The sequence below is a fragment of the Pontibacter sp. E15-1 genome, assembly GCF_022601975.1.
In the GTDB taxonomy this organism is placed as follows: domain Bacteria; phylum Bacteroidota; class Bacteroidia; order Cytophagales; family Hymenobacteraceae; genus Pontibacter.
In genome coordinates this window covers 1-23,091 of the sequence record NZ_JAKVIR010000006.1, presented here as the reverse complement: position 1 = coordinate 23,091, position 23,091 = coordinate 1, and the positions used below count along the sequence as shown (strand labels likewise).

Annotated in this window: 11 protein-coding genes; 1 reads left to right on the top strand and 10 read right to left on the bottom strand. The window is 48.2% G+C overall.

Annotation, left to right across the window (positions count from 1 at the left end; genetic code table 11):
- The first annotated feature begins 246 nt into the window (after positions 1 to 246).
- Positions 247 to 1,188, top strand: coding sequence for a sugar phosphate isomerase/epimerase family protein (locus MKJ04_RS05495; protein WP_241640042.1), 942 nt, complete (start codon positions 247 to 249; stop codon positions 1,186 to 1,188).
- 154 nt (positions 1,189 to 1,342) lie between these two features.
- Here the strand turns inward: MKJ04_RS05495 and MKJ04_RS05490 are convergent, their stop codons facing one another.
- From MKJ04_RS05490 to MKJ04_RS05445, 10 genes are all read right to left on the bottom strand, one after another.
- Positions 1,343 to 4,051: a T9SS type A sorting domain-containing protein gene (locus tag MKJ04_RS05490; protein WP_241640040.1), complete on the bottom strand. Its 2,709-nt coding sequence runs from the start codon at positions 4,049 to 4,051 to the stop codon at positions 1,343 to 1,345.
- Between the two features lie 215 nt (positions 4,052 to 4,266).
- Positions 4,267 to 6,600, bottom strand: a complete 2,334-nt coding sequence (locus MKJ04_RS05485) for a c-type cytochrome (RefSeq protein ID WP_241640038.1) — start codon at positions 6,598 to 6,600, stop codon at positions 4,267 to 4,269.
- Entirely contained in the window at positions 6,597 to 8,363 is a 1,767-nt protein-coding gene (locus MKJ04_RS05480) for a right-handed parallel beta-helix repeat-containing protein (protein ID WP_241640036.1), read from the bottom strand. The genes MKJ04_RS05485 and MKJ04_RS05480 overlap by 4 nt, the downstream gene beginning before the upstream one ends.
- A 71-nt stretch (positions 8,364 to 8,434) precedes the next feature.
- Positions 8,435 to 10,096 carry a sulfatase gene (locus MKJ04_RS05475; RefSeq protein WP_262918056.1) on the bottom strand — a complete coding sequence of 554 codons (1,662 nt, stop codon included), beginning with the start codon at positions 10,094 to 10,096 and terminating at the stop codon, positions 8,435 to 8,437.
- Positions 10,097 to 10,196: 100 nt separating this feature from the next.
- Positions 10,197 to 12,926: a hypothetical protein gene (locus MKJ04_RS05470; protein ID WP_241640033.1), complete on the bottom strand. Its 2,730-nt coding sequence runs from the start codon at positions 12,924 to 12,926 to the stop codon at positions 10,197 to 10,199.
- Between the two features lie 344 nt (positions 12,927 to 13,270).
- Positions 13,271 to 14,149, bottom strand: coding sequence for an alpha/beta hydrolase (locus MKJ04_RS05465; protein ID WP_241640032.1), 879 nt, complete (start codon positions 14,147 to 14,149; stop codon positions 13,271 to 13,273).
- Between the two features lie 220 nt (positions 14,150 to 14,369).
- On the bottom strand, positions 14,370 to 15,740 hold the full coding sequence (locus tag MKJ04_RS05460; protein WP_241640031.1) for a right-handed parallel beta-helix repeat-containing protein: 1,371 nt from the start codon (positions 15,738 to 15,740) through the stop codon (positions 14,370 to 14,372).
- 64 nt (positions 15,741 to 15,804) lie between these two features.
- Positions 15,805 to 17,178: a hypothetical protein gene (locus MKJ04_RS05455; protein WP_241640030.1), complete on the bottom strand. Its 1,374-nt coding sequence runs from the start codon at positions 17,176 to 17,178 to the stop codon at positions 15,805 to 15,807.
- A gap of 117 nt (positions 17,179 to 17,295) precedes the next feature.
- Positions 17,296 to 19,116: an arylsulfatase gene (locus MKJ04_RS05450; RefSeq protein ID WP_241640029.1), complete on the bottom strand. Its 1,821-nt coding sequence runs from the start codon at positions 19,114 to 19,116 to the stop codon at positions 17,296 to 17,298.
- Positions 19,117 to 19,591: 475 nt separating this feature from the next.
- Complete coding sequence (locus MKJ04_RS05445) at positions 19,592 to 22,879, bottom strand: carbohydrate-binding protein (RefSeq protein ID WP_241640028.1); 3,288 nt, start codon at positions 22,877 to 22,879, stop codon at positions 19,592 to 19,594.
- Positions 22,880 to 23,091 lie beyond the last annotated feature (212 nt).

Genomic DNA, 23,091 nt, shown 5'->3' with positions numbered 1-23,091 from the left:
GTGTTCCCACGTAAAGTTACTCACGGTTTTTTGGTGTTGGATGGGGGAAGGTTTTCAAAAAATCAGCAGTTTGATTTATCGTATACCTATATGAAAATCAGCATAAGTTGCTTAACTTAAGCATAACCTGATTAAGAACATTTCGTCTGTAGGGCCGGGCAATGCACCTACTCCATATTTGCGGGGCACCTTCTTCTCCGTAACGCCATCGCGCCTTGGTGATGGAGGGAAAAAACAAAAAGACATATGAGCAATTCAAGACGAAGCTTTATGAAACAAATGGGAGCTCTTGGCATGTTGGCTCCCTTTTATGCACATGCAACCGGTCATTTTCTTCAGGATAATGCGCCATTAAAGATGCATGTTTTTTCCAAGCACCTGCAATTTTTAGATTATAGAAGGGCCGCCGAACTAGCAGCAGAAATTGGCTTCAAGGGCTTGGATCTTACGGTCCGGCCGAAGGGACACGTGCTGCCAGAAAACGTGAAACGTGATTTGCCTAAGGCCATCAAAGAGATCAGGAAAGTAGGGCTGTCCTGTGAGATGATCACTACTGCTATATCTGATGTGGCAAATCCATTGGATGTGGATATCATTAAAACAGCTGCTGCGGAGGGCGTGAAATTCTATCGAAGCGACTGGTTCAAATACAAGGAAGATTCGTCGCTGGAGGATTCACTGGATCATTATCGGGGGAAAGTCCGGGAGTTAGGCGATCTAAACAAAATGCACAACATTGTAGGCTGCTATCAAAACCATTCCGGAACTCTGATTGGGGCCTCTATGTGGGAAGTGAAAAAAATTCTGGAAACCGTAAACCCTGAATTTTTCGGTGCCCAGTATGACATTCGGCATGCTGTGGCAGAGGGTGGAAAATCCTGGCCGAATGGTATCAAACTGCTTAAGAATCATATCAAAACGATAGTGCTGAAAGATTTCAAATGGGGCAAAGTAGACGGCAAGTGGCAAATCGTGAATGTACCCATCGGAGAAGGCATGGTTGACTTCAACAGCTTTTTTAAGCTCCTGAAAGGGTATGGATTGAACCCTCCTGCTTCCTTACACCTGGAATATCCTTTGGGGGGAGCTGAAAAAGGCGAGTATAAAATTTCTGTGGATCAGAAGGTTATTTTTGATGCCATGAAAAAAGACATGGCTGCCGTTCAGCAACTATGGATGAAGGCCTGAAATGTGCAGGTTCAAAAGATGCGCGGCGGGTACGGGTGCTGATTTAAGATAGCCAAGGTATAATCTGGTCTGAGTCGTTAAATGCGTCACATTCAATTTACTCATACAGCCAGTTTATACCTTGACTACCTCATTTCAACAGTACTAATTCACCTTACTTTTTGAGTATTTTTAAAGTTTCCTGTGAATCATTGCCAGTTAAACGGAATAAGTATAGTCCGTTTTCCATGCCAGACATATCAATTGCGAAACGGTTCTGATGTTTCTTGATTTCGCCTTGCTCTACTACCCGCCCCGACATGTTAACGAGTTCGTACTGATAGTTGCGAGACAATGAGAGATCAATTTTCAATTGGTCTGTAACAGGGTTAGGATAAACACTCACTTCCGAATGCAATTGTTTCTGCGCTGTCACTAGTTGTTGAGGGACAATGCTGGTTTGTTTGCCAACAGGATCTGACACTAGTACTAACTGGAATCTAGTATAACTACCCGTTCCTGTAGTCACGGCTACTGTGCCATCACCAAAGGCTTGTAAATTTGGGTTCGTTTTGTCCTCTGTACTTACCCAATAAATGCCCTCAGCAAATTCGTTGAATTCCCATCTTGTCAAGGGACTAGCGGCAGAATTAGCTACCATGATTGCACTCGTTTTGTCAGACGCCAATCTGGAGAGTTCTGCCGCACCATTACTTTCTAAGTAATAGTAGCCTTCTACGTCGCTTTTCTTTATAGCCCACTCCACATGAGCCCCCGTAGCATCCACTGCTGTGGTATAGGGTTTATCTCCTCCGTTAGCAGCCAATTTCGAATTCCAGCGTGGGCTTACTAAATAGTAGGTTTTTCCTTGTTGGATAAGTGGGGTTTCTATGGTGACTGCTTTAAATTTTGCTGTTGCGGCCTTTGATTTATTGCCTGATGACACACACAGGCCAACAAAGATTTGGTCGTTCATAGGAACGGTATCCTGACTAATTTCTACCCATTCCAAGGCATCAACAGACTTATAGGCCGTAATCGTATCGCCTGATCTTTCCAATCGAAGCCATTTTGCTTCCACGCCATTAGCGGTATTCATTTCATTCAACGGCCGGTCTGCTTGCTCTCTGCTTTTAAATAACTCCCCTTTAGTTGCTGTTGTGCTGATCATCACAAACTTAGATTTATCATCGCTTACATCTTCCCGCATCATCAGACCAGCAGTAGACCACGGATGCACGGCATCCAGGGAGCCTATTTTCGCGGTGATCACTCCATCCCCACTCAATTCCTGATACACAAAATGGTACTCATCCTTCAATTTGTTTTGATGATTTCCGGCACCACTGATGGTGAATATCCCTCCTAAGTCCTTGGCGCTACCATTCACATCAGCCCCACCTATATCGCTGTTACTCCAGGGGGCAACTAATTTTCCGCTACAGTCATTATCATTAATGTTGTTGTTTGTTCCCGCATCCACAACAGGCCCACACGACTCTCCTGTCACGCCTGAGGTCTCATCAGACAGCTCGATGGGATACTCCGTGAAGTTGTTTAATTGAAAGTCAGAGGCTGAGAAGTTGTTTTGGTGCGGGAGATTACCATACAATAATCGAATATTGTTTTTATCTCCTCCCACTTTTATTTTCAGGCCTTGCTCCAGCGCTTCCGTAGCACCGTGTAATGTTATTTCATGGCCACTACCACCGATGTAAGCTACAGTTCCCGAACCATTGTAATAAGGGGCACTCGAAGGAAGAATCTCTATGTTTGCATTGTAGTTCCTATCCGACTCATACGTAGAGGAATACACAGGGCCATAGGTACAGTCGGCTTTGCAATCAACTACATCGCCAGATCCTAGTGAAAATCCATTCTCACACCCGATAGCAGTTGTTCCTTCAACGTATATGGTTCCTGCAGCATGAGCAAGGGTCACCCCGGTTCTCATGTTTTTTATGGTACAGTTTACTACTGTTGGATTCGAAGTTCCCCTCTTAAAAAATTCGCCATCCACTATGGTTTGTCCCGCGTTATAGGCGCGTATACCTGCCTCTCCAGTGCTAAGCATGTAACCGGCAGGAAGCTTATACCCCCAAACGGTCATAAACCCTACCTTATCTGCCGGAGAGCCTGTTCCTTCCTCAGTCAGCATATCATCCGTTGATCGCATCTCGCCTTCCACATAACATCCCTCAATAAGCGGGTTAGAAGCCGCCTGCATAAAAATGGCATGGCCATAAGACCGATGGATAATTCTACAATCTTTTATATGGTTACTTTCACCCCGAACCAAAAGAGCACTATGCTTATAGTGTTTTATCACCGGACCTCCTCCTTTACCGAAAGCATCGCCATACCCATACGGGAAAGAGCCCCTTACCGTCATGTGAATGCCTTCCAGTCTGTTTGCAAGGCCGTCAACAACAATGCTGGTAGCACGATTGGCCGGATGGGTGTTGCCCATATCTTCAATCGTCAGGTTTTTAATGACATTTTCGCTACCGGTAATATGCAGCTCATAAACATCCTGATTCCCAAAAGCACGCAAAATTTCAGTATCAATTTCAAACTTTACATCCGTGAAATCATACACGCTGTTGTTGCCCTTGAATGCAAAGAGCCGGCTCACGTTACTCCAGGTTTCACTCGTGCTGCCAATACGGCCTTCCGTCACATCGGCAGCCGTAATAGTATAGGTACCCGGCGCTAGTTTCACATGAACGTTGTCGTCATCCAGGTATGGCTCTAACTCTGCCAAAGTATTGACGAAGGTTTGCGCCTGTGAACTAATGCCTAAAAAAATAAGCACCATGGTAAGCCAAAATACTTTTCGAAATCCTTTTAATTGATCTGAACTGTCTGTAGAGATAATTTCCATGTTTTCTATCATTAAGTGGCTTTAAAAAAATTGAGCTGTATTCGAACACTCTCAAACACAGCTCAATATCTTCAGAATAGATAGAAATAGGTATAAATTATAATCCGCAGGCTATAAATCATCTCCCACTTTGATTTATACAGCGATTTTCAGGCTTCACCGTCTCTTATCATGGTCAAAACCAACTGCTTGTTAACAGAAATTCACTTCTACTTTTATAGTGCGGATGCTCCCGGCGAGGCAGCATCCTTTTTGCTTGTCGCTTCCAGTTCTGCTAAAGTCCAGGCTTTGTTTCTTCCGCTGTTTTCTTTTCTGACTTCCTGAACCTCTTCCGGGGTAACTACAGGGGAAAGGGGTTTCCGTTCGGTAAAACCTGCTGCCTTATCATCTGTAGTAGGCACCCGTGGAACCTTGCCGCCAAATTCGAATCGGATGTAACTCAAGACGGAGGCTATCCATTCATCACTGTTCGCTTCCATGGCTGGCATTACACTAGAGTATGATTTACCGTCGACAGGGCCAGACAAGCCATGAAGCAAAATTCTGGCGGCGGTCTTTTTTTCTATGAAAGCCAATCGCTTTGACTTTACAAGTGGTGGAGCGGCCATTGTAGAACCTCCAATGGCTAAACCTTTCCCGTCAGGACCGTGGCAACTCGCACAAATGGATTTGAAAGTAGCCGCACCATTCAGGATCAGCTCCCTGTCTGCCTGCGCCAGTGCACCCAACTTGCTCCCATACGTTCGCACGCCTTCGTTATTATCCAGGGCAGTTTTGGTAGCTGTGAGCATTTCATTTGCTGCATTCTGCTCGAGTATCTCCTGAACTATCGCTTTCGCCTTTTCAGATGGGCTGTTGTACAAGGAGAGCAGCAATTGCACGCGCACATCGTAATCCGCATCATTGGCAAGCGCCCCTACCTGTTGCATCAACTGCCCATCATTCTTTCTCATATAGGGCTCACTGATCAATACAGCTGTTCTTCTAACCTGCGCATGCTCATCTTTCAGAGCGGCTGACAGGATGTTTTTATCAATTGCATCCAAACCTTCTAATGTCCATAAGGCATGTATCCTGGCAAGATGGCCTGGCTTCTTTTCAAAAAATCCAGACTCCCCGGCTGCCATCTTTCTTAATGCAGGAATCACTGACTTATCGCCACGGGTAACGATTGACTTTTGCGCTTCATCACGCCACCACCCGTTCGGGTGCTTCAGATACCCCAGAAGCTCTTTGCTAGACTCATCCAGCATGTTTGGCTTAGGTCCTCGCTTAAAGTCGTCGTGCACTACGCGGTAAATTCGGCCATGGCCTACATTCTCAGCCAAACCGAGGCTGTCGATCTTGTGGCGCAGGAAAGAGCCTGGCTTTGTCCAGTTGCCCTGCTGTATAATTCCCCGGTGCATGTCTACGATGTATAGATTTCCGTCCGGGCCTGTGGCAGTGTTTACCGGGCGGAAGTTCATATCGGAGGAGACGATGAACTCCTGCTGATGATAAGCATTCTCCAGCTTTACTTTACCTTGCTGGTTTATCACTTTGGCGCGCCTGATGGCCCGTGCCACTGGTTCACAAACGATGTAGTCGCCAACCAAATCCTCCGGTAGGCGATCCCCCCGGAAAATCGACTGTCCGCAAGCAGCCGTGAAATGATTGAGCGTGTTGTTGGGTCGTAGCCTTTTGTTCCCGCCCTGCACATCCGGGGTGGCCATAATGGGCCATACCTCCGCAAACTCCGCGCTATACTGATCTGCAAAATCAAGCGTGCCATAAACAGGGTTGATTTGGAAACCAGCAGCCGGAATTTCTGCTCCAGCCTTGGAGTAGTATACCCGTCCATAGTTGTCATGGGTTACGCCCCACTGCCCGTTCCCGCCACTGATGAGGGTGTCGGCTTTCATGGTGCCGTTTGTATACCGGAAGCGCACCGGATCATACGTGACATACATCCAGTTGTCGAGGTTCCAGTCCAGGCCGCTCCGCTGGTGCTCCATGTTGGCATCGTTCACGCCATACGTATCGTTTCTGTACACTACCTTTTTTACATCAGCCTTGCTATTTCCGTCAGTATCTTTATAGCTGTAGATGTTGATGGTGTTCGTTTCATTCACCAGCAGTTCATCATTCACGCACTGCAGCATCCGGGGCAACAAAAGGCTATCTATAAAAACAGTGCTTTTGTCCATTTTCCCGTCATTGTCGGTATCCTCCAAAAGCGATATACGGCTGAAAGGCTCCTGTTCCCCGGAGGCATCCGCATCCTGCATATAGGTAATCATTTCGGCTACATACATTCTGGCGTTCCCGTCCCAGGCGATGGCAACCGGCTCTTTAATCATAGGTTCGCTGGCTACCAGTTCTAAATGATAGCCTTCGGGAAGATGCATGGTTTTCATACTTTCTTCAGGCGACAGATACGCTCCGGTAGGGTTAGGGTTAAACGCTGGCCTTGCGCTAACCTGCTCCTGCTCGTTTACCTTTGGTGTACTGCAACTACAAGCCAGCACCGATAAAAGTACAAAGGCTGTTTTATGTATGTTATTCTTCATTTCGATTTGCGCTTATTTTTAGACTCATCCAAAACATTTCCCTCACTCTCCAGCTGCACCTTCTCCGTTCCGGGCAGGAGCACGACTGGAGCTTTGGTTTTATTTTTCAAGGTGATCTCCTTCGCATGTGTCGGGCTGCCATCCCATGGGCCGCCATAGCTCTCGGAGGTGGAAAGTTTGATTTGCATTTGCTCCGGTATAAAAGCAGGATCAGCCGTCTGGATTTTCACCTCATGCCCAGACCCGTTGATTTTTACCAGCAACTCGTTTTTCATACCTCCCCGGCTGTCTAGTATGGTTCCCTCCACGTAGGCATTTCGGGCATCGACGTATGGGATGCAGAAAGCCTCTGCATACTTGGCGTCAGCGCTGCAGTTGATGAGCGTGTCGGCATTGCCCACATTAAAACCGGCGGCAACGCAATTCGTGACTTTACAGTTGATGACTTTGTCACCGGCTGTATTAAGTCCCGTACAAATCCCGCGTCGCATGTTGGTAACGGTGCAGTCTTTAATCGTGGTGGAGCCTGTGGCAGTGTTAGCCCCTTTCTGGGCTTGCGGATATACCCGAATGCCGTCTTCGCTCAGCGAGTACATCTCCCCGGGCAAAAAGGCCCCATCGTCCGCTACCATCACCCCTTCAATGTACCCGCCCCGGTGCGCCTTGAAATTTTTATCGAAAGCGTATCCCGAAGTTTCCGCCAGGATATCATTTGTCGTTCGCAGCAAGCCATCCACATGGCAGTCTTCAATCAACGTGTTTTTGGCTCCCTGCACAAAAATGGCATGTCCCATCGCCCGCATGTGCACTTTGCACCCGATTACTTTGATGTTCTCGCCAGGCCAGGCGATGCGGATACCGTTCATCTTGCGGACGTCTCCACCACCAAGTCCGTAAAAGCTGCCATACCCCCAGGGGTTTGAGCCAGCGGTACGTATCTCGGCGTTTTTCAGGGTGACGTTCTTGCCTGTGAGGTTAAAAACCTTGTTGCGGCTCTGATGGCCGGGTGTGTCTCCATAGGTCTCTACATACGGGCCTTCTATCTGCACACCGTCGCCATGTATGGCAATGGCGCAATACATTACCGCATCGTTTATACCCGGAGCCAAGTCCGTACGACTAAACAACCTGGTGTCTACCATGATATTGGCACCCCTCAGGTCATATACCGAGTTGCTGCCCGTAAACTGTATAAACTGCCTGCAATACGCTTTGTCCAACTGGTAGTGCCCCGGCTTTAGCCGCACCTTCACGCCGTCCTGTGTGGCATAACTTCTGAGGTCGGTCAGGTTGTCAATCACAACAAAGCCATCTGCATCTTTCTTCGGCTCTATTTTCCCTTCTGTGATTTGAAAATCGCTGATGCTATACTCCGTCATCACGTCTGAAGGATTCGCCTCCCGACCACCGATCTGAAAAACCAATTGCCCATGCACGTTCAGGTCGCTCAGGGTGACAGAGCCTGATGAGGTGCCCGATGCATCGTGTTGCCACAGCACATTGGCGCCGGCATCCATCAATCTGATGGGTGCCTTTGTCACCGCCCCTTCAGCGCGATAGCTGAAGGAGATCCGACGCACCGGCTTCTTTAACACCCTATGCACATACACGTTATAGGCGCCTGATGTATGGGAGTTTACGGAAAAGCCATCCGGCTTTATGACCTGATCATGCTTCGGGTTAACGATGGCGTCACCTTCATAGCGCACTTGCCAAAGACTCTTTGGGCTGGTACTTTGCGCCTGCAGACACTGTGCGAGCATACACAACGCAAGGCTTAGGCCGAGCCACCAGCTATTATTATAGATTTTTCGCTTTGTCATCACAGCTAATATTACCAAAAGTCATTGCCCTTCTTCACCTGCATGTTTTTATATATGTCGATGTATTTCTGATCAAGCTCCGGTGAGTCTTTATACTGCTTGCGAAGGTCCGCTAACTTTACTTTTAACTCTGCGACCACATCTGCATAGGCCGGATCGTCGAAAACGTTGTTCATTTCCTGCGGGTCTTTCAGCCGATCGTAAAGCTCCCACTCATCGATATCGTAGTAGAAGTGAGCGAGTTTATACTCTTTGGTTACAATCCCATAATGGCGCTTAACCATGTGCACACTTGGGTATTCATAATAGTGATAATAGACCGCGTCTCGGGTCCACTTTTCTTTTTGACCGGTCAGCAGTGGCATCAGGCTTTCACCCTGCATATCTGTCGGAGGCGTAATACCAGCCGCAGTCAGCATGGTCTGTGCGAAATCCAGATTCTGCACCATTTCGTCTTCCACCGCACCGGCAGCTACACGCTCTGGCCAACGGATCATCAGTGGGGTTTTGAAAGACTCATCATAGATGAAGCGCTTGTCGAACCAACCGTGCTCGCCCAGGTAAAAGCCCTGATCCGATGTGTATACCACAATGGTATTTTCGGCCAGTCCGCTCTCATCCAGGTAGTCGAGGATTCTTCCCACATTGTCATCAACCGAGGAAATAGTGGCGAGGTAATCCTGCATATACCGCTGGTACTTCCAACGCATCTTCTCTTTCTCCGTCATGTTGGGCCAGTTGGCTTCGAAGAATGCGTTGATCGAATCCAGCGTAGGGTCATACTGTGCTTTTTGCTCCGCAGTGGCCCTGCCATACGGACCGTAAAACCCATTCTCAAACTCCTCTACCTGGGGAGTCACCTTGTCCCCCATCTTCTCGATCAGTTCGGGTCTGATCTTGCTATCATGACTGTACATCATGTGCGTCAGCAGGTTCATTTCAGCAGTTTTGGCGGCAGTGCCCCGGTTTTCGTAGTCGTCAAACAAGGTTTCTGGTTCCGGGAATTGCTTTTTGGTGAACTCGGCAAACTTTTCAGGCTTTGGCCACCAAGGGCGGTGCGGCGCCTTGTGCATATACATCATCATAAACGGCTTTTCCGGATCGCGCTCTTTTTTAAGCCAGTTGAGTGTGAGATCCGTGATCACATCGGTGACGTAGCCCATGATGGTCGTGTCGCCCCGAGGCGTACTGAAATCAGGATTCAGATAATAGCCCTGCCCAGGCAGGATCATGAACTCGTCTACGCCCTTTGGATTATTGCCAAAATGTAATTTCCCAAACATGGCCGTCTGATAGCCATTGGCCTGAAAAATCTGCGGAAAGGTCACCTGCGTGGTGTCAAACGGCATCAGGTTGTCTATCTTCCCATTGATATGCGTGTGTTTTCCGGTAAGAATCGTCGCTCTTGACGGTGCGCAAATGGAGTTGGTCACGCTAGCGTTGGTGAACAGCATGCCCTCTTTGGCAATCCGATCTATGTTGGGTGTCTCGATCAACTTACTGCCATAGGCACTGATGGCCTGGTAGGCATGATCGTCCGACATGATGAAAAGAATGTTAGGTCTTTGTTTCTCTTCTGCCGACTCCTTGTTTGTGACGCATGAACCAATAGTTGCCAGAAGCCCCACTGCCAAGCCAGTAAATAATGTTGTTTTTAGTTTCGTTATTTTCATACCCTCTTTATTACATATTCATACAGGTCAATTCACAGTGACCCTACTACCTGATAGCGCATAGCATCTCATTTATCAAAAATCACGGACTCTACCTGGTTTAGTTCAAGCTTATTTCCCGATAGTCTCCCGGTTCAAACTTTTGCTCCCTCTCACCATTACTGATGCTCACCGGCACCTCATTATGCAGCAGCAGCTTTCCGTTTTTTTTCTCCAGCACCACATTGCCGGTTTTGGTTGCGCTGATGGTAAAACCCTTGCCTTTCAGGAGTTGCCCATTGCCCATAAACAAAATGAGATCGCCCTGTTTTTCCGCTCCAACCAGCGCGTAGCTAGCGTCAGTGGCCATACCCTTGTAGCTGGCCTGCGCTCCATTTTTGGTCGAGAATACATGGTCTTCGCGCCCGGACTTATGCTTCACGTTGATGCCCACAAACTCACTGCTCCCATTTTCATCTTCAAACCCGTCGATGCTGGCGATGCTTTTTCCTTTGCCAGAGGTATAAGGCTCATAAACCGACACGAACGGGCGCTCCCAGGCCTCGCCATGCTGCCGGGCGGCCAGCGTCAGGTATGGCTGTTCGCCCACCTCATAGGGCAAGCCACTGTCACCGTGAAAGGCTTTGTTTGGGGGAGACTTGATGCTAAACACTTCGCGCCCCTCAGTTCCCATCATCCACAGGTTCATCAGCACATCGTCCTTGCCATCGGGCATGTCGATTTTCCATTGCGCCTGGTAATCCTCGTTTGTTCGCACGGACTTTTTGTCCCACATATAATCCAGGGCATAAAGGTGCCCTCCGGCAAAGGCCATCTCTTCGTTCGGCGTAAGTGCCAATGGCGCGCCTGCTTCATCTAGCAGCTCCATGCTTTGCCCCAGGTTGTGGTAGTAATAGTCATGAAACTTGTCGCCTTTTCGCTGCTTACGGGACCGGAACACATCAATATAATACCCAGTCGCCTCACCTGTTTTCACGATGCTCACCAGGCGGCTCTGGTCGCTGCGGGTTTCCGGCTCCAGAAAGTACACATCAGAATAGGTGATGCCCGGATAGTACCCCGCTTTCTTTTCTGTTTTGGGATATTCCCCCATCAGGTCAAAGGCATGATAGCTGAGCATCTCGGTATAAGAAGACGCCCCATCTACCATGACGGTATTGTGCGCCGGAAACTGCGAATAGTATTCTAAATAAATCGGCTGCAAGTAGTTACCACCTTTACCCGGATCGGCGCCCTGTACGAACCCCTTGCCGTAAAGCTCCATATTAATGCCGTTGGCGTGCATGTGGTTACCCAGAGAGCCATTCAGCGAGACCATCATACCGTCTTTTCCTTCGCCCATGCGCTGCACATGCCAGCTCACATTGGGTGCGTAAAACGTCTGCGTCATGTAATCCGCCTTTTCTGCCTTTTTATACTTGGGGTTCAGTTTGAGCGGCTTACTGGCAAAAAAAGAGGCTATCTCTGCCCGTGGCTTCCCGCCTTGCCCGTCTTCATGGTCTTCGGCAAACAGCCGGTGCATGGCCGTATATTCCTTTTCCCGCTTTGCATCGCCGTTTTTCTGCGCTATCCGGATCATATCACTCATTGGCTCCGTGGTCACGGGGCCATAGTAACTATCACCAAAGGCTACCGTCTGCCCATTCGGAAACAGATACTGCGGCAACATTTTCACCGCCTCGTCCATCACCGGCATATAGGGCAGTATGTTGTGGTCGAACGTGTGGTCAAAGTCTTCGATGAAGTTGGTCAGGTCTTTGGTAACGCCCTGTGAGTAGCCCGGGCACTCCGCCCATACGCCATTTTCAAAATCATACCCATACTCCAAAAACTTCGTCAGTGACCACTGCCGCGGAGAGGTGACATTCAGGATGTAGTCGATATAGTATTCCCGGCCTTTGCCATCTGCATACCGCGCATTGTCTTGCAGCACCATGGCTGCTTTTAGTATGATTTTGGCTTGATGGAGATTCCAGTTGTTTTGAGGCACCCCGTTTTTGATAATCTGATCAGCCCAACGCTTGATCGTTTTATCATACATGGCGATGTTTTGCGGGTGGTTGGCCTCGATGTATGGGTGCAGAAAATCATATAAAACAGCGACCTCCCGAAGCGTACTTTCGTGGATGACCTGGAAATGAGTGAACCCGACGAGCGTCTGGATATGGCCATTCAGCAAATCAATAGGTTCGCTGCGGTAGGACATGCCTTCCATGTAGGTATGGAAAATATCATAGGCAAACCGGGCGTATTTTGGGTCGTTCTCCAGCCAATAGATGAAAGCAGCATCACGGGCCAGTTCCATGATTTCCTGATTGATCGCCACAATGATATTGCCTGTTTTCGATTCCTCCACCCACTCAAACGGATGGCCCTCTTTGCTTTTGTTGGGCAGGTACAGTCCCCTTGGGTCGTCCATGTATGGCTGGATATCTTCCAGCTTGGGTTTGCCATACAGGGTATGGGAGTTGCGCGAACCCGTGAAGCGAACAGTCGGAACCGGGGCCTGCCCATCTGCATGCGAGTAATCCACGCCATCGATGTAGACGTTGGTGGCTTTAGTTTTCCAGTACATTTGCAGCCGCGACACCATCCACTCCGGGTCGGTTACATGGCGGGCCACGTGCTCATCTATTCTGTCATGGATGCCGGACAGTACCTCCTGCGCCCATTTCTCCTTGTTGATGGTTTTCTGAAGCTCTTTCTTCCCCCCCTGTGTCGTATAAATGCGCGGATAGCCCTTTTCCAGACTCTTGGGTAAGGGAATTTGGGCCTGGACACAAAATGAAATTGAAAGTAGTGCAGCTAAAAGTATCGAAAACCTCTTCATAAAATGTTTCTTCTATTTTTATACCCTGTGGGGATGTCGTGGATTTGGGGCTGGCAATTTTCCACAGCACGAGGCTGTATTTCACTGTGATTTGCCCCTCGTTTACTGGCTCCGCCCCGATCCGGCGGGCAGTCCCTTCTTCTCTGGGGCAATCCACTGGCGTCTGCTCTATCAATCACCAGAAACAGAAGAGAGGTTGGTGATACCTTCATCTTGCAATCAGGACTTTCGCAAAGCTGCCCTTTTTGCGTCTTTTGACTAACAAGTTGTTGGTGAGAACACACAACAACGGCAGGCTGTAGATTGCTTTCGCTCCGTGTTTCGATTAGATGCGAAAGTCCTGGCTATATTTCCGGTTGCCCTTTCAGGTACTTGAGTGATCTTAAAAATTTGTCTGTTTCCCGAATCGTTAGGGTATAAAACTTGCCGTCGTACTTGTAGTTATTGAAGAACCCGTGCCCTGCATCGTCATATAAAAAAAGCTCACACCGGCGGCCAGCTTCCTCCATCTTCGCCTGATAATTTTCAACCACCGATACCGGGATCAGGTGGTCTTCCTTACCTAAAAACACGATGGTAGGCGGTGCTTGCTTCGTGATGTTGTGGGCTGGTGAGATCTCCTGCCACCGATCACCCATCCGCTCGTGCTCAAACCCCTCCGGACCATTATCGAATACAGGATTGTAAAGTACCAGGGCATTGGCTTTGGAGCTAATGCGCAGATCCTCTCCTTCTTCGTCCAGGCCAGGCAAGACGCCACAGGCCGCTGCCAGATGCCCCCCTGCCGAGCCCCCGGAGGCAACCATTTTATCGGGATCTATATTCAGCTCTTTAGCGTACTTCCGCAAAAAGCGCATGGCAGATTTGGCATCAGCCACCGCCTCATAGGGTGTGGTCTGGTGCCGCGACCGTACCCGATAATCAGCCAGTACCGTAATCATACCACGCGAAGCAAAGTACTCTGCCTCTGGCTGAAACTGCTTTAAAGTACCCCCATTCCATCCGCCTCCATAGAAGAACACGATTACCGGATATTTTTTTCGGTTCTTGAATTCATCCGGATACCTCAAAATCATCTTCAGGGTATCTTCATCAACTACTTTATAAGTAATCGTATCAGGCTGCCCATCTTTTTGAATACCTGCCGGTAGGCCCAACAGCTGTGCCTGAAGTTCGAAGCAAATTAAAGCCTGGATGGTGAGCAGTAGTATTGACTTTACCATATGTTATTTTATTTTTTGTTTGGTTTCGAAAGATCCAGCTGACTAGCTAGCGGCTCAAAATTCCTCCTTAATTTTGCCACGCGGTGTGGTGGTACTGCTGTTTGAATCGCTCCTGAAGTACTTTAAGAATCTTGTAAATTGAAATTTTCATGGCATCAGAAATAGCGCTACCTCATACCTAAAAAAGACAACGTGCCCGGCAAACTGAGCAGCTAATGCATTAAAGCGATGTCCTCACTTTTTTGATGATTTTGTTATTCTTCCCGTTATTTTCCAGCACCTTCCCGTCTGTGATAATTTTGCTATTGCTCACCAACGCACTGATCTTTACCGGCATACCGGTTTCATTTGTCAATTTTAAACCAGACGTTTTCCCTTCACTGTAGGGCGACATCGATTCGCCATGTTCCGGATGGGTATAGCCTACCAAAATTGGAAGGTCAGTCTTTCGCTTATACCCCTTTTCGGATTTCAGCACCACTTTATTGTTGTTCCCTTGAATGGTAACCAGTGCATGCACCAGGCGGTCCGACTCAGCTGTGTCTACCACCAGTTCCACGTCTGCGTTGCTTCCCTCCACAAACATCAAGGGGCCATAATTGGCATCTCCCTTACAGTTTTTCACGATGGCACCATCGCCTACCCAGTAGCCGCGCTCTGTACCTATAGTGGTGCAATTTTCCAGACGGGTCCCACCATTGGTCCGCAGCTCAAATCCGGCCCGTGTATTTTTGGCGGTGCAGTTTTTGAAATGGATATTTTTGATCTCGCCATACGTGCGAAAACCGTCCTCGCTCAACGATTTCATATAGCCTGGCGTCACCACGTACTTACCTTCACGATTTTGCGTCCAGGTTCTAAAGTTCACATCCACTGCCGGCCCGGATGTCTCCGCCAGGATTTCATCAGTAGAGCGCACCGCTCCCTCAGCATAACAATCCTCGAAGTATACATTCTCTGCTCCTTTTTGCACAAAAAAACAATGCCCGAAAGAGCGGTTGTACAGCTTACAGCGATAAAGCCGGGTATTGCTGCCGGTGACAAGAAGCCCACTGTGCTTTTTGTGTTTGATCACGGTTTCCCCGCCTTTGCCAAACAAGTCGCCATACCCATAGGGGTAGGAACCAGCCACGTATAGGGTCATATCCTTCAGCACATTGCCTGTGCCGGCCACCTGCAGTACCGTTCCGCCAGGTGAAGTCCCATTCCCGACGCATCTGATGGTCAGCCCATTGAAGGTATTGTCATTACCCGTAACCAGGAATTCGTCACTATGAATGGGAGGATTCAATGCCGTGCGCAATTCAGTGTCTACTGCTATCTCTACACCCTCCAAGTTGAATGTATTGTTGCTGCCACTGAAGGTGATGTACTGAAACTGCTTCCGGTCATGCCGCACCCGCATCGAATCCATCGTCAAGTAATCCGTCAACTGATAGACACCCGGTTTCATGGTGATCACATTGCCGCTTTTGCCGGCATACGAAGCTAATTCAGCCAAACTGCTGACAGACACGGCTGAAGCTTTTGCTATTCCGCAAACCAAAATCAGTGCGATCAGCACTGCGTTTTTAATACACCCTTTCATCATCCTTATCGTCAATTATTCGATTCCCCTTTAGTTTCTGCGCTAAAAACGCCCGCTATCTTCAGCATCACTTCCCGACAATTTCAATGTTTGATCCTTTGTTACGTTCCACCTTGCCCTGCGTCACAACCGTACAATTCTTTGCTTCTGCTCCTACAATGACCGGCGCTGAGGTCTTGTTCGTGAGGGTAACATCTCCTGCATACGCCTCTGGTATGGGAGATGCGTTTTCGCCGGAGTCAGGCATACCGTAGCCCAACATGATCGGAGCCGTAATTTTTTTCGTCTTTTTATTGGTTTGGATGGATACCTCATGGCCTGTGCCGCATATAGTGGCCAGGGCATGCACTTTATACCTGGACTCGCCCGGTTCCAGGATCATATCTATTTGTGAGCGTTCGTTGCCCACCAGATACAGCAAGGGGCCATATAACATATCGCCGCTACAATTTTCACTCACTGCTTTGCTCAAATAATACCCACGCTCACAGGCAATGGCTTTACAGTCGCGCAGGGTAACAGGCGCCGTTTCCTCATTAGCTGCCAGTGCAAAACCCACCCGCATATTTTTTGCTGTACAATTGACTAGGGTTACCTTACCCGTCTCCCTTCGTGGTGATCCGCCTGCCCCATAGGTCCTAAAGCCACATTCGTTTAACGATTTCATATAGTCGGGCTTAATGCTTTTCTTCCCATCGTAACCCTCGTATATCGACGCAAAGCCCTCCTCAAATGCCGGGCCTGAGGTCTCTTTCAACATATCATTGGTAGATCGCATCTCACCTTCGGCATAGCAATTTTCAAGATAGCTATCAATCCCACCCTGGATAAAAAATGCATGCCCTAAAGAGCGCATGTAAACTTTGCAGTCGTAGAGTTTGGTATCAGAACCGGTAATCAGCAGGCCACTATGCTTTCTCAGTTTGGTCAGGCTTCTGTCTCCCTTGCCCAGCAAATCGCCATACCCATAGGGCGATGATCCTGTGACATGGAGCGTCAGCTTTTTCAGCACGGTGCCCGTGCCAGCAATCTCCAAAGCTGCCCCGCCACGCGAGGTGCCTTCTCCCACATATCGGATTTGAAGGCCTTGTATGGTATTATGATTGCCCGTCACCTTAAATAAACTGGTATGGATGGGTGCGTTTAAGGCAAGACGCAGGGCATTGTCAACCTCAATGGTGACTCCATCCAGTTGAAACACGTTACTATCTCCTTTGAAATTGAGAAATTGAAACTGCTTCCGGTCATGCCGCACACGCATGGAATCCGCAGTCCAATAATCATTCAGCTGATAGACACCCGGTTTCATGGAAATCACGTTGCCGCTTTGCGAGGTATAGGTAGCTAACTCAGCAAAGGAATTGACCTTGATCTCAGCGGCTTGAAGGGCGCTGGCGATCAAGATCAAGACTACCGTTAATGCATAATGGAATTTGTTCATGATTTTAATTATCAAGCCTTCCTATTTCTCTGTTTTTACTACCCATTGCAAAGCCCAGGTATAAGTTACTTAGCGCTGTTTACCGGAGTGGGGAAAGTGCCTTCCATCTTGTGTTATCTACAGCTTCTCCACGTCTACAAAATATGCCCCTAGTTCGTCACCGCCCTCGAGGTCAAACCATGTTTTCAGTTGGGTCTCCCCTTTTTTGAGCTTCACCGTAAACTCTACAAATTCTGCGCTGGGGTTAACCTCAGCAGCGAATTTTTGTCCCTGCACCTCCAGTCGAGCGGATTTTATTGGGAGCGATTTCCCGGGTTTGGTCTCACTTACACTTGTCCCGGGTTTGGCTGGGCGAACGGGAGCCTTTGCATGAAGGGCTAAGCCAGTTTCTACAGGCCATCTGCGCAACCGCACCTTGTATTTACCTGCTTCCGCTACTTTAATCAGCCAATACCCATTATCGATGTATCCCTCACGGATATGACGCTGATGCCATGGGCTTGCCTCAGCATCGGTATGCCAGTCATGACAATATAATCTTGCAGGGTTTTCGCCCTTATGACCGACATAGATGTATGGCTGATCTTTATAACTCGGGGAGATTTCTTTCCACCATTTGTCATAGTAAGCCTTGAATTCCGCAACCTTGGCAGGATGCTGCGCTGCAATGTTGTTTCGCTGCTCCGGGTCAGATTTCAAATTGTAGAGTTCTTCCCCGTCTACCAGACGCCACTTATCCTGCATCAGGGAAGTTCTGCGCCATGGCTCAGGCACCTCGGTCCTTTGGGAGTTGGTGATCACGATCCGATCTTTGAAGCCGCTATCATCCCCCTTTATCAGCGGTACCAGACTTTGCCCGTCAAACTTGGTTTCTGGCTTTACTTTGAGGTTGCATAGCTCCACAAGCGTGGGAAGCACATCATAGTGGGCGGTTAGCTCATCGATATCCTGGCCCACCTTGATATCACCATTTTGCCAATGGATGAACAGAGGCACCCGGTGGCCTCCTTCGTATTTGCTTGCCTTTATCCCGCGCATGCCATCGTTGAATCCTTGATTTACAAAACCATCCAACCGATGCCCCTCCACGCTGGCCCCTTGCGCTGTGCCGTTGTCGGTGGTAAAGATGATGATGGTGTTGTCCAGTTTGCCTGTCGACTTCAGGTAATTCATCAGCTTGCCAATATTTTCATCGACATTGGCGATCATCCCATAAAAAGCAGCCATCGGAATCGTACCATCATCTTCATACTTTTGGTATGGCTCCAGGTATTTGTTTTCTACAAAGTAGGGCGAGTGTGCCGCATTGGTGGGCAGGTAACAGAAGAAGGGTTTGTCTTTTTGGGTATCGATATACTTCATGGCCTCCTCAAACCAAATGTCTGTACAGTAGCCCTTGTACTGCTCCAACTTCCCGTTGTGCACATAGATATCGTCGAAGTAGTCATTGTCCCAATAATCCATTGTCTGCTCCATACCACCCCCACCGTGGGTAAGCACTTCCTCGAAACCTTTGTCCTGCGGGCGAGAAGGGTAATTGTCACCTAAATGCCACTTCCCAAAAATTCCGGTAGCATAGCCATTCTCCTTGAATATCTGCGCCATGGTAACCTCCCTTTCCAGCAGGAGTGATCGGCCGTTCACCGTGTGCCATACCCCGGCCCGGTTGGCATTGTGGCCGGTAAGCAGTGCCGCACGACTGGGGGCACACGTGGGGTTCACATGGTAGTCTGTAAACCTGGCGCTCTTGGCGTGAAGCGCATCCATATTTGGTGTTTTGATGATAGGATTGCCTAAAGCCGCGATATCTCCATACCCCTGGTCATCTACCAGGATCAGTATCACATTTGGCTTCTCTTTCGGCTTGCTTCCTGAGGCATGGGATGCCAACGCCATCAGGCTTAAAACTGCTGTGAGGTAAATCTTTAGTTTCTTCATTCAAATTTTGTCTACAAAACCCTTTTTGAAGCAGGCCCTTCCAACAGCGCTTCTGGCCTGTTTGGTCCCCCAATCAAATGCGCTGCATATCGCATTATACTTCCTAACAAAGCTCTAAAACTGTGGTCACACATCGTATCAACTATCGTTCAAAAGGGATAAATTATGTACCTAACTCTCTAAAAAGGCAGTATCAAGCTAAGCTCAGTGAGTACACCCCCATCAACTATAATTTATCAAAAAAGCGGGAAAAAACACAAATACCGCTGTTACAACTTCTTTCAACAAGCAGTTCAGCCCACGAGGTGAGCGCCATGTCAAGTCATGTCTGCCCGATGAAACCAGGTATAAGCTTGGGGATAATCAGTTGAGCACTTACCCACCAGCAACTGGCAAAACCCACTGTAGGGGAACAAAAAAAGGAGGCTGCCCACATGGGCAGCCTCCTTTGAATCAGTGTTGAAGACTATAGCGGCTAATGGGTTTTCACAAACCGCAATACTGCATTTACTTCCTGACTGTGTAGCTGCAACAGGTAAACTCCCTCAGCCAATCCCTGTACATCGAGTTTCACTTGTTGATCGCCGAGCGGCAGCGCTTTGACTTCTGACCGAACCCGCTGGCCAGTCAGGCTCAGGATAGTGAACTCCACTTTCCCCGCTTCTGCTAAAGTAAAGTTCAGGGTAGCGTTGTCCTTCACCGGGTTTGGATACAGTAGCAGTGAACCTGTGCTTTCAAAACCGATTGCTTTCACAGCTGACGCCACACCCGTATGCGCTATTCCTCCAGGCTCGGTTCCATACACCAACTCATCCTTTACATACACGGTCACATGAGGATTTGCCTGGTATTCTCTCGTCCCAACATAGGAATGGTCATTGGTTTCGTCAAATGCGCTCCAATCTGATTTGGCCATTCTTGTCCGGATCTCGCCGGTGCTGCTTAGGCTGTGCAAGGTATCAGTACTGTTGAAGCTTAATTCCAGATACCTGTCTGCTGTAGCCGTTGGTGCATCCATCGTATAAACCATACCCGATACGTTTGACTTACCCAACTCTGCCCAATCAACCCAGAAGTTCATGGCTTCAGACCCTTCGGCGGTGAACCAGTACCTTACCTTCACATCGGAAAGCGGAACCGCAACATTGCCTGTATTATTGATGTTGAATTGCGGCTTGATGGAGTTGTCCTTGGGTTTTGAGGCATCGCCCGCTTTGTGCGCGACAACGAAGGAAGTGGCACCGAGCTCAACCTCTGGCTCTTCACCCCAAATCAATACCCCGTTTTTGTAGAGCGTGATGTGCGCATTTTCCAGGAAAGAGCTAGAAGGCAGATAGGAGTGATCATCCTTCTCATCAAAATCTGTCCAGTCATTCTTGGCAACGCGTGTTTGAATTGGGCCTGTTCCGGCCTGAGAGGCAAGCTCCAGCCCCGCTGCAAACGAAAGCTCCAGGTAGGTATAGCCTCCCGTTCTGGCCGGTGTGCTCGTTACAAACTTGCTGTTGATGTTAGCTGCTCCGATTTGGGCCCAGTCACAGAAGAAGGTTAGCGGGGCAAACTCCTCCGCGGTGAACCAATAGCGCAGGGTCACATCGTCTAACGAAACGGCAGAACCGCCCGTGTTGACCAACTCCAGCTGCGTCTCGATGCTATTATCTGTGGCCGCCCCTTTGGTTTTAGAGGCTATACTGAAAGCCATATCCGTCAACTCGAACTCGATCCAGTTCAGGTTGGACAGATTGCTGCCTTCTCCTGCAAATTCAAATGAAAGCGACTGCACACCAGAGGCTAGCTTCAGATAAGTGGAAATCGTTTGCCATTCTTCACCGTTGCCTGCATCCGGAACCATCACTTTTTCTGTGGTCCCATCATCCTTTCGAATAATTATACTACTCCCTGAAGTCTTCGGAGAAACACGGAAGGAAACATTGTAAATCCCCCCTGAAAGCACCTCAAGATCAAATGAAATATTGTCTCCATTATTAATCAGACTAACATGCTCTCCTCCATCTATATCTGATGTGGCTTGCACTTTAACTCCCGATTGTGTGAAATAGGCCTCTGCTTCAATTGTAGTAGAATCTTCTATAACAATGGGTTTCTTAACAAACTGTAGCCAGTTTATGTTGAACAGGTAACTGCTGGCACCCTTAAACACCAGGTACAAATCATATACTCCTTCTACCGCATCAATATTGGATTGAGCAGTTTGCCAATTTTGCCATCCACCGGTATTTGGCACATTTACAGTTCCTATGTGTGTACCTGTACTGGAACCTAACCTTAGTTCAATTGTTCCACCATCGTTTATACTTGCCACCCGGGTTAGAATACCTCCTGCTTCAGATAAATCCAGCGACTTGAATAGTAACCAGTTTCCATCCTGAATGGTACCCACATTCTTTCCTCCATCAGCATCAGACGTAGATTCAGTTTTTGTACCATTTGCCAGATTATAGTCCTCGGCTTCTATTCTCGAATAAATATCCTTTTCCTCTAGACGTTGACCCGATAACTGGAACCAGTTGAGGTTGCAGACATTAGCGCTCGTTTCAGTCAGAAAAACAAAGTAAAGGTCGTGAGTGCCAGTGACTTTTTCCAGATTTGCACTGGTAGTTTCCCAGTTGTGCCAGCCCCCGGTGTTATGCAGGTTTATCGTTCCTAGCAGCAGCCCCTCTGCTGAGCCTGACCTCACTTCAACGTAAGCATCATTATATATCGAGCCAAAACGTGCGTTAATGCTTTTTACTCCGGTCAGATCAACATCGTTAAACATGATCCAGTCACCGGGAACAATAGATTTTACGATGGAGCCAACGCCCTTATCTTCCGCATCGGTTGTGCCTCCTACATTACCCTTTTTCCACTCCTTCGCATCATAATCTTCTGCCTCTATCCTGGCAAAAGGGTTTTCGTAAACTTTAAACTGAAGCCAGTTGAGACGGAATAAATTCTCTCCCTGTCCGGTAAAGACCAAGTAAATATCATGTTCATCAGCTACCTGATCAACCTGAGTGCTTATCGTTGCCCAGGTACTCAATGATCCTGTATTGGGCACATCAACGAAAGCGATCACGGGTCCATCGACTGCATCCAGCCTTAGCTCTATCTGTGCATTGTTGCTTATACCGGCTACCCGGAGGTCTACACGTGAGGCTTTGCTAATATCAAGGCTCGTAAACTTTATCCAGTCACCGTTTTGGATATTGCTGACATCCTTTTTGCCATCTACATCAGAAGTATTGGCTATGGATGTACCACTTTCGCCGTTGTAATTTTCTGCTTCAAACCTCACGTAAGGGTCGATCGGCGGAGCCACAAATTCATCTGAAAACTGGAACCAGTTGATGTTGCAGACATATGAACTTTCAGTGTTCTTGTACACCAGATAAACATCATAGACCCCGGTTACATCTTCAATATAAGCAGTAGCTGTTGCATAGACTTGCCAGGCACCTGTTTGCGGCACATCAACAGTACCGATTAACTGGCCATCCGGCGCATTCAGTCTTACTTCGATAAAGGCATCATTATAAATTGAAGCTACGCGAGCTTTTATACTTTTCACATCGGTCAGGTCCAAAGCAGCGTACATGCTCCAATGGCCCGGCTTGATAGCACCTAAATTCTGTACACCGTCCACATCGCCGGTATTACCTACTTTGGGTCCACTTATATCATCGTAATCTTCTGCCTCGATTCTGGCAAAAGGGTCTGTGGTTTCAAGTATGGTTATACCAGATATGCTATAATAATTCTCCATACTTGCAGAGGTGCCGGTTACAATAAGCTCCAGGGTCTTGCCAGTCAATTTTCTTGCTATGGCAACATTAACATCTAAGGCTCCTGTATCTTCCGAAATGGCTATCCTTTCTCCTCCATCTAGCTTATAGTATACGAGACCGTTGCACGGTGCTATTCGAAGATTGGTGCTTTTCTTATTTTTTTAAGCATTAGAAAAAGGCTATCTTAAGT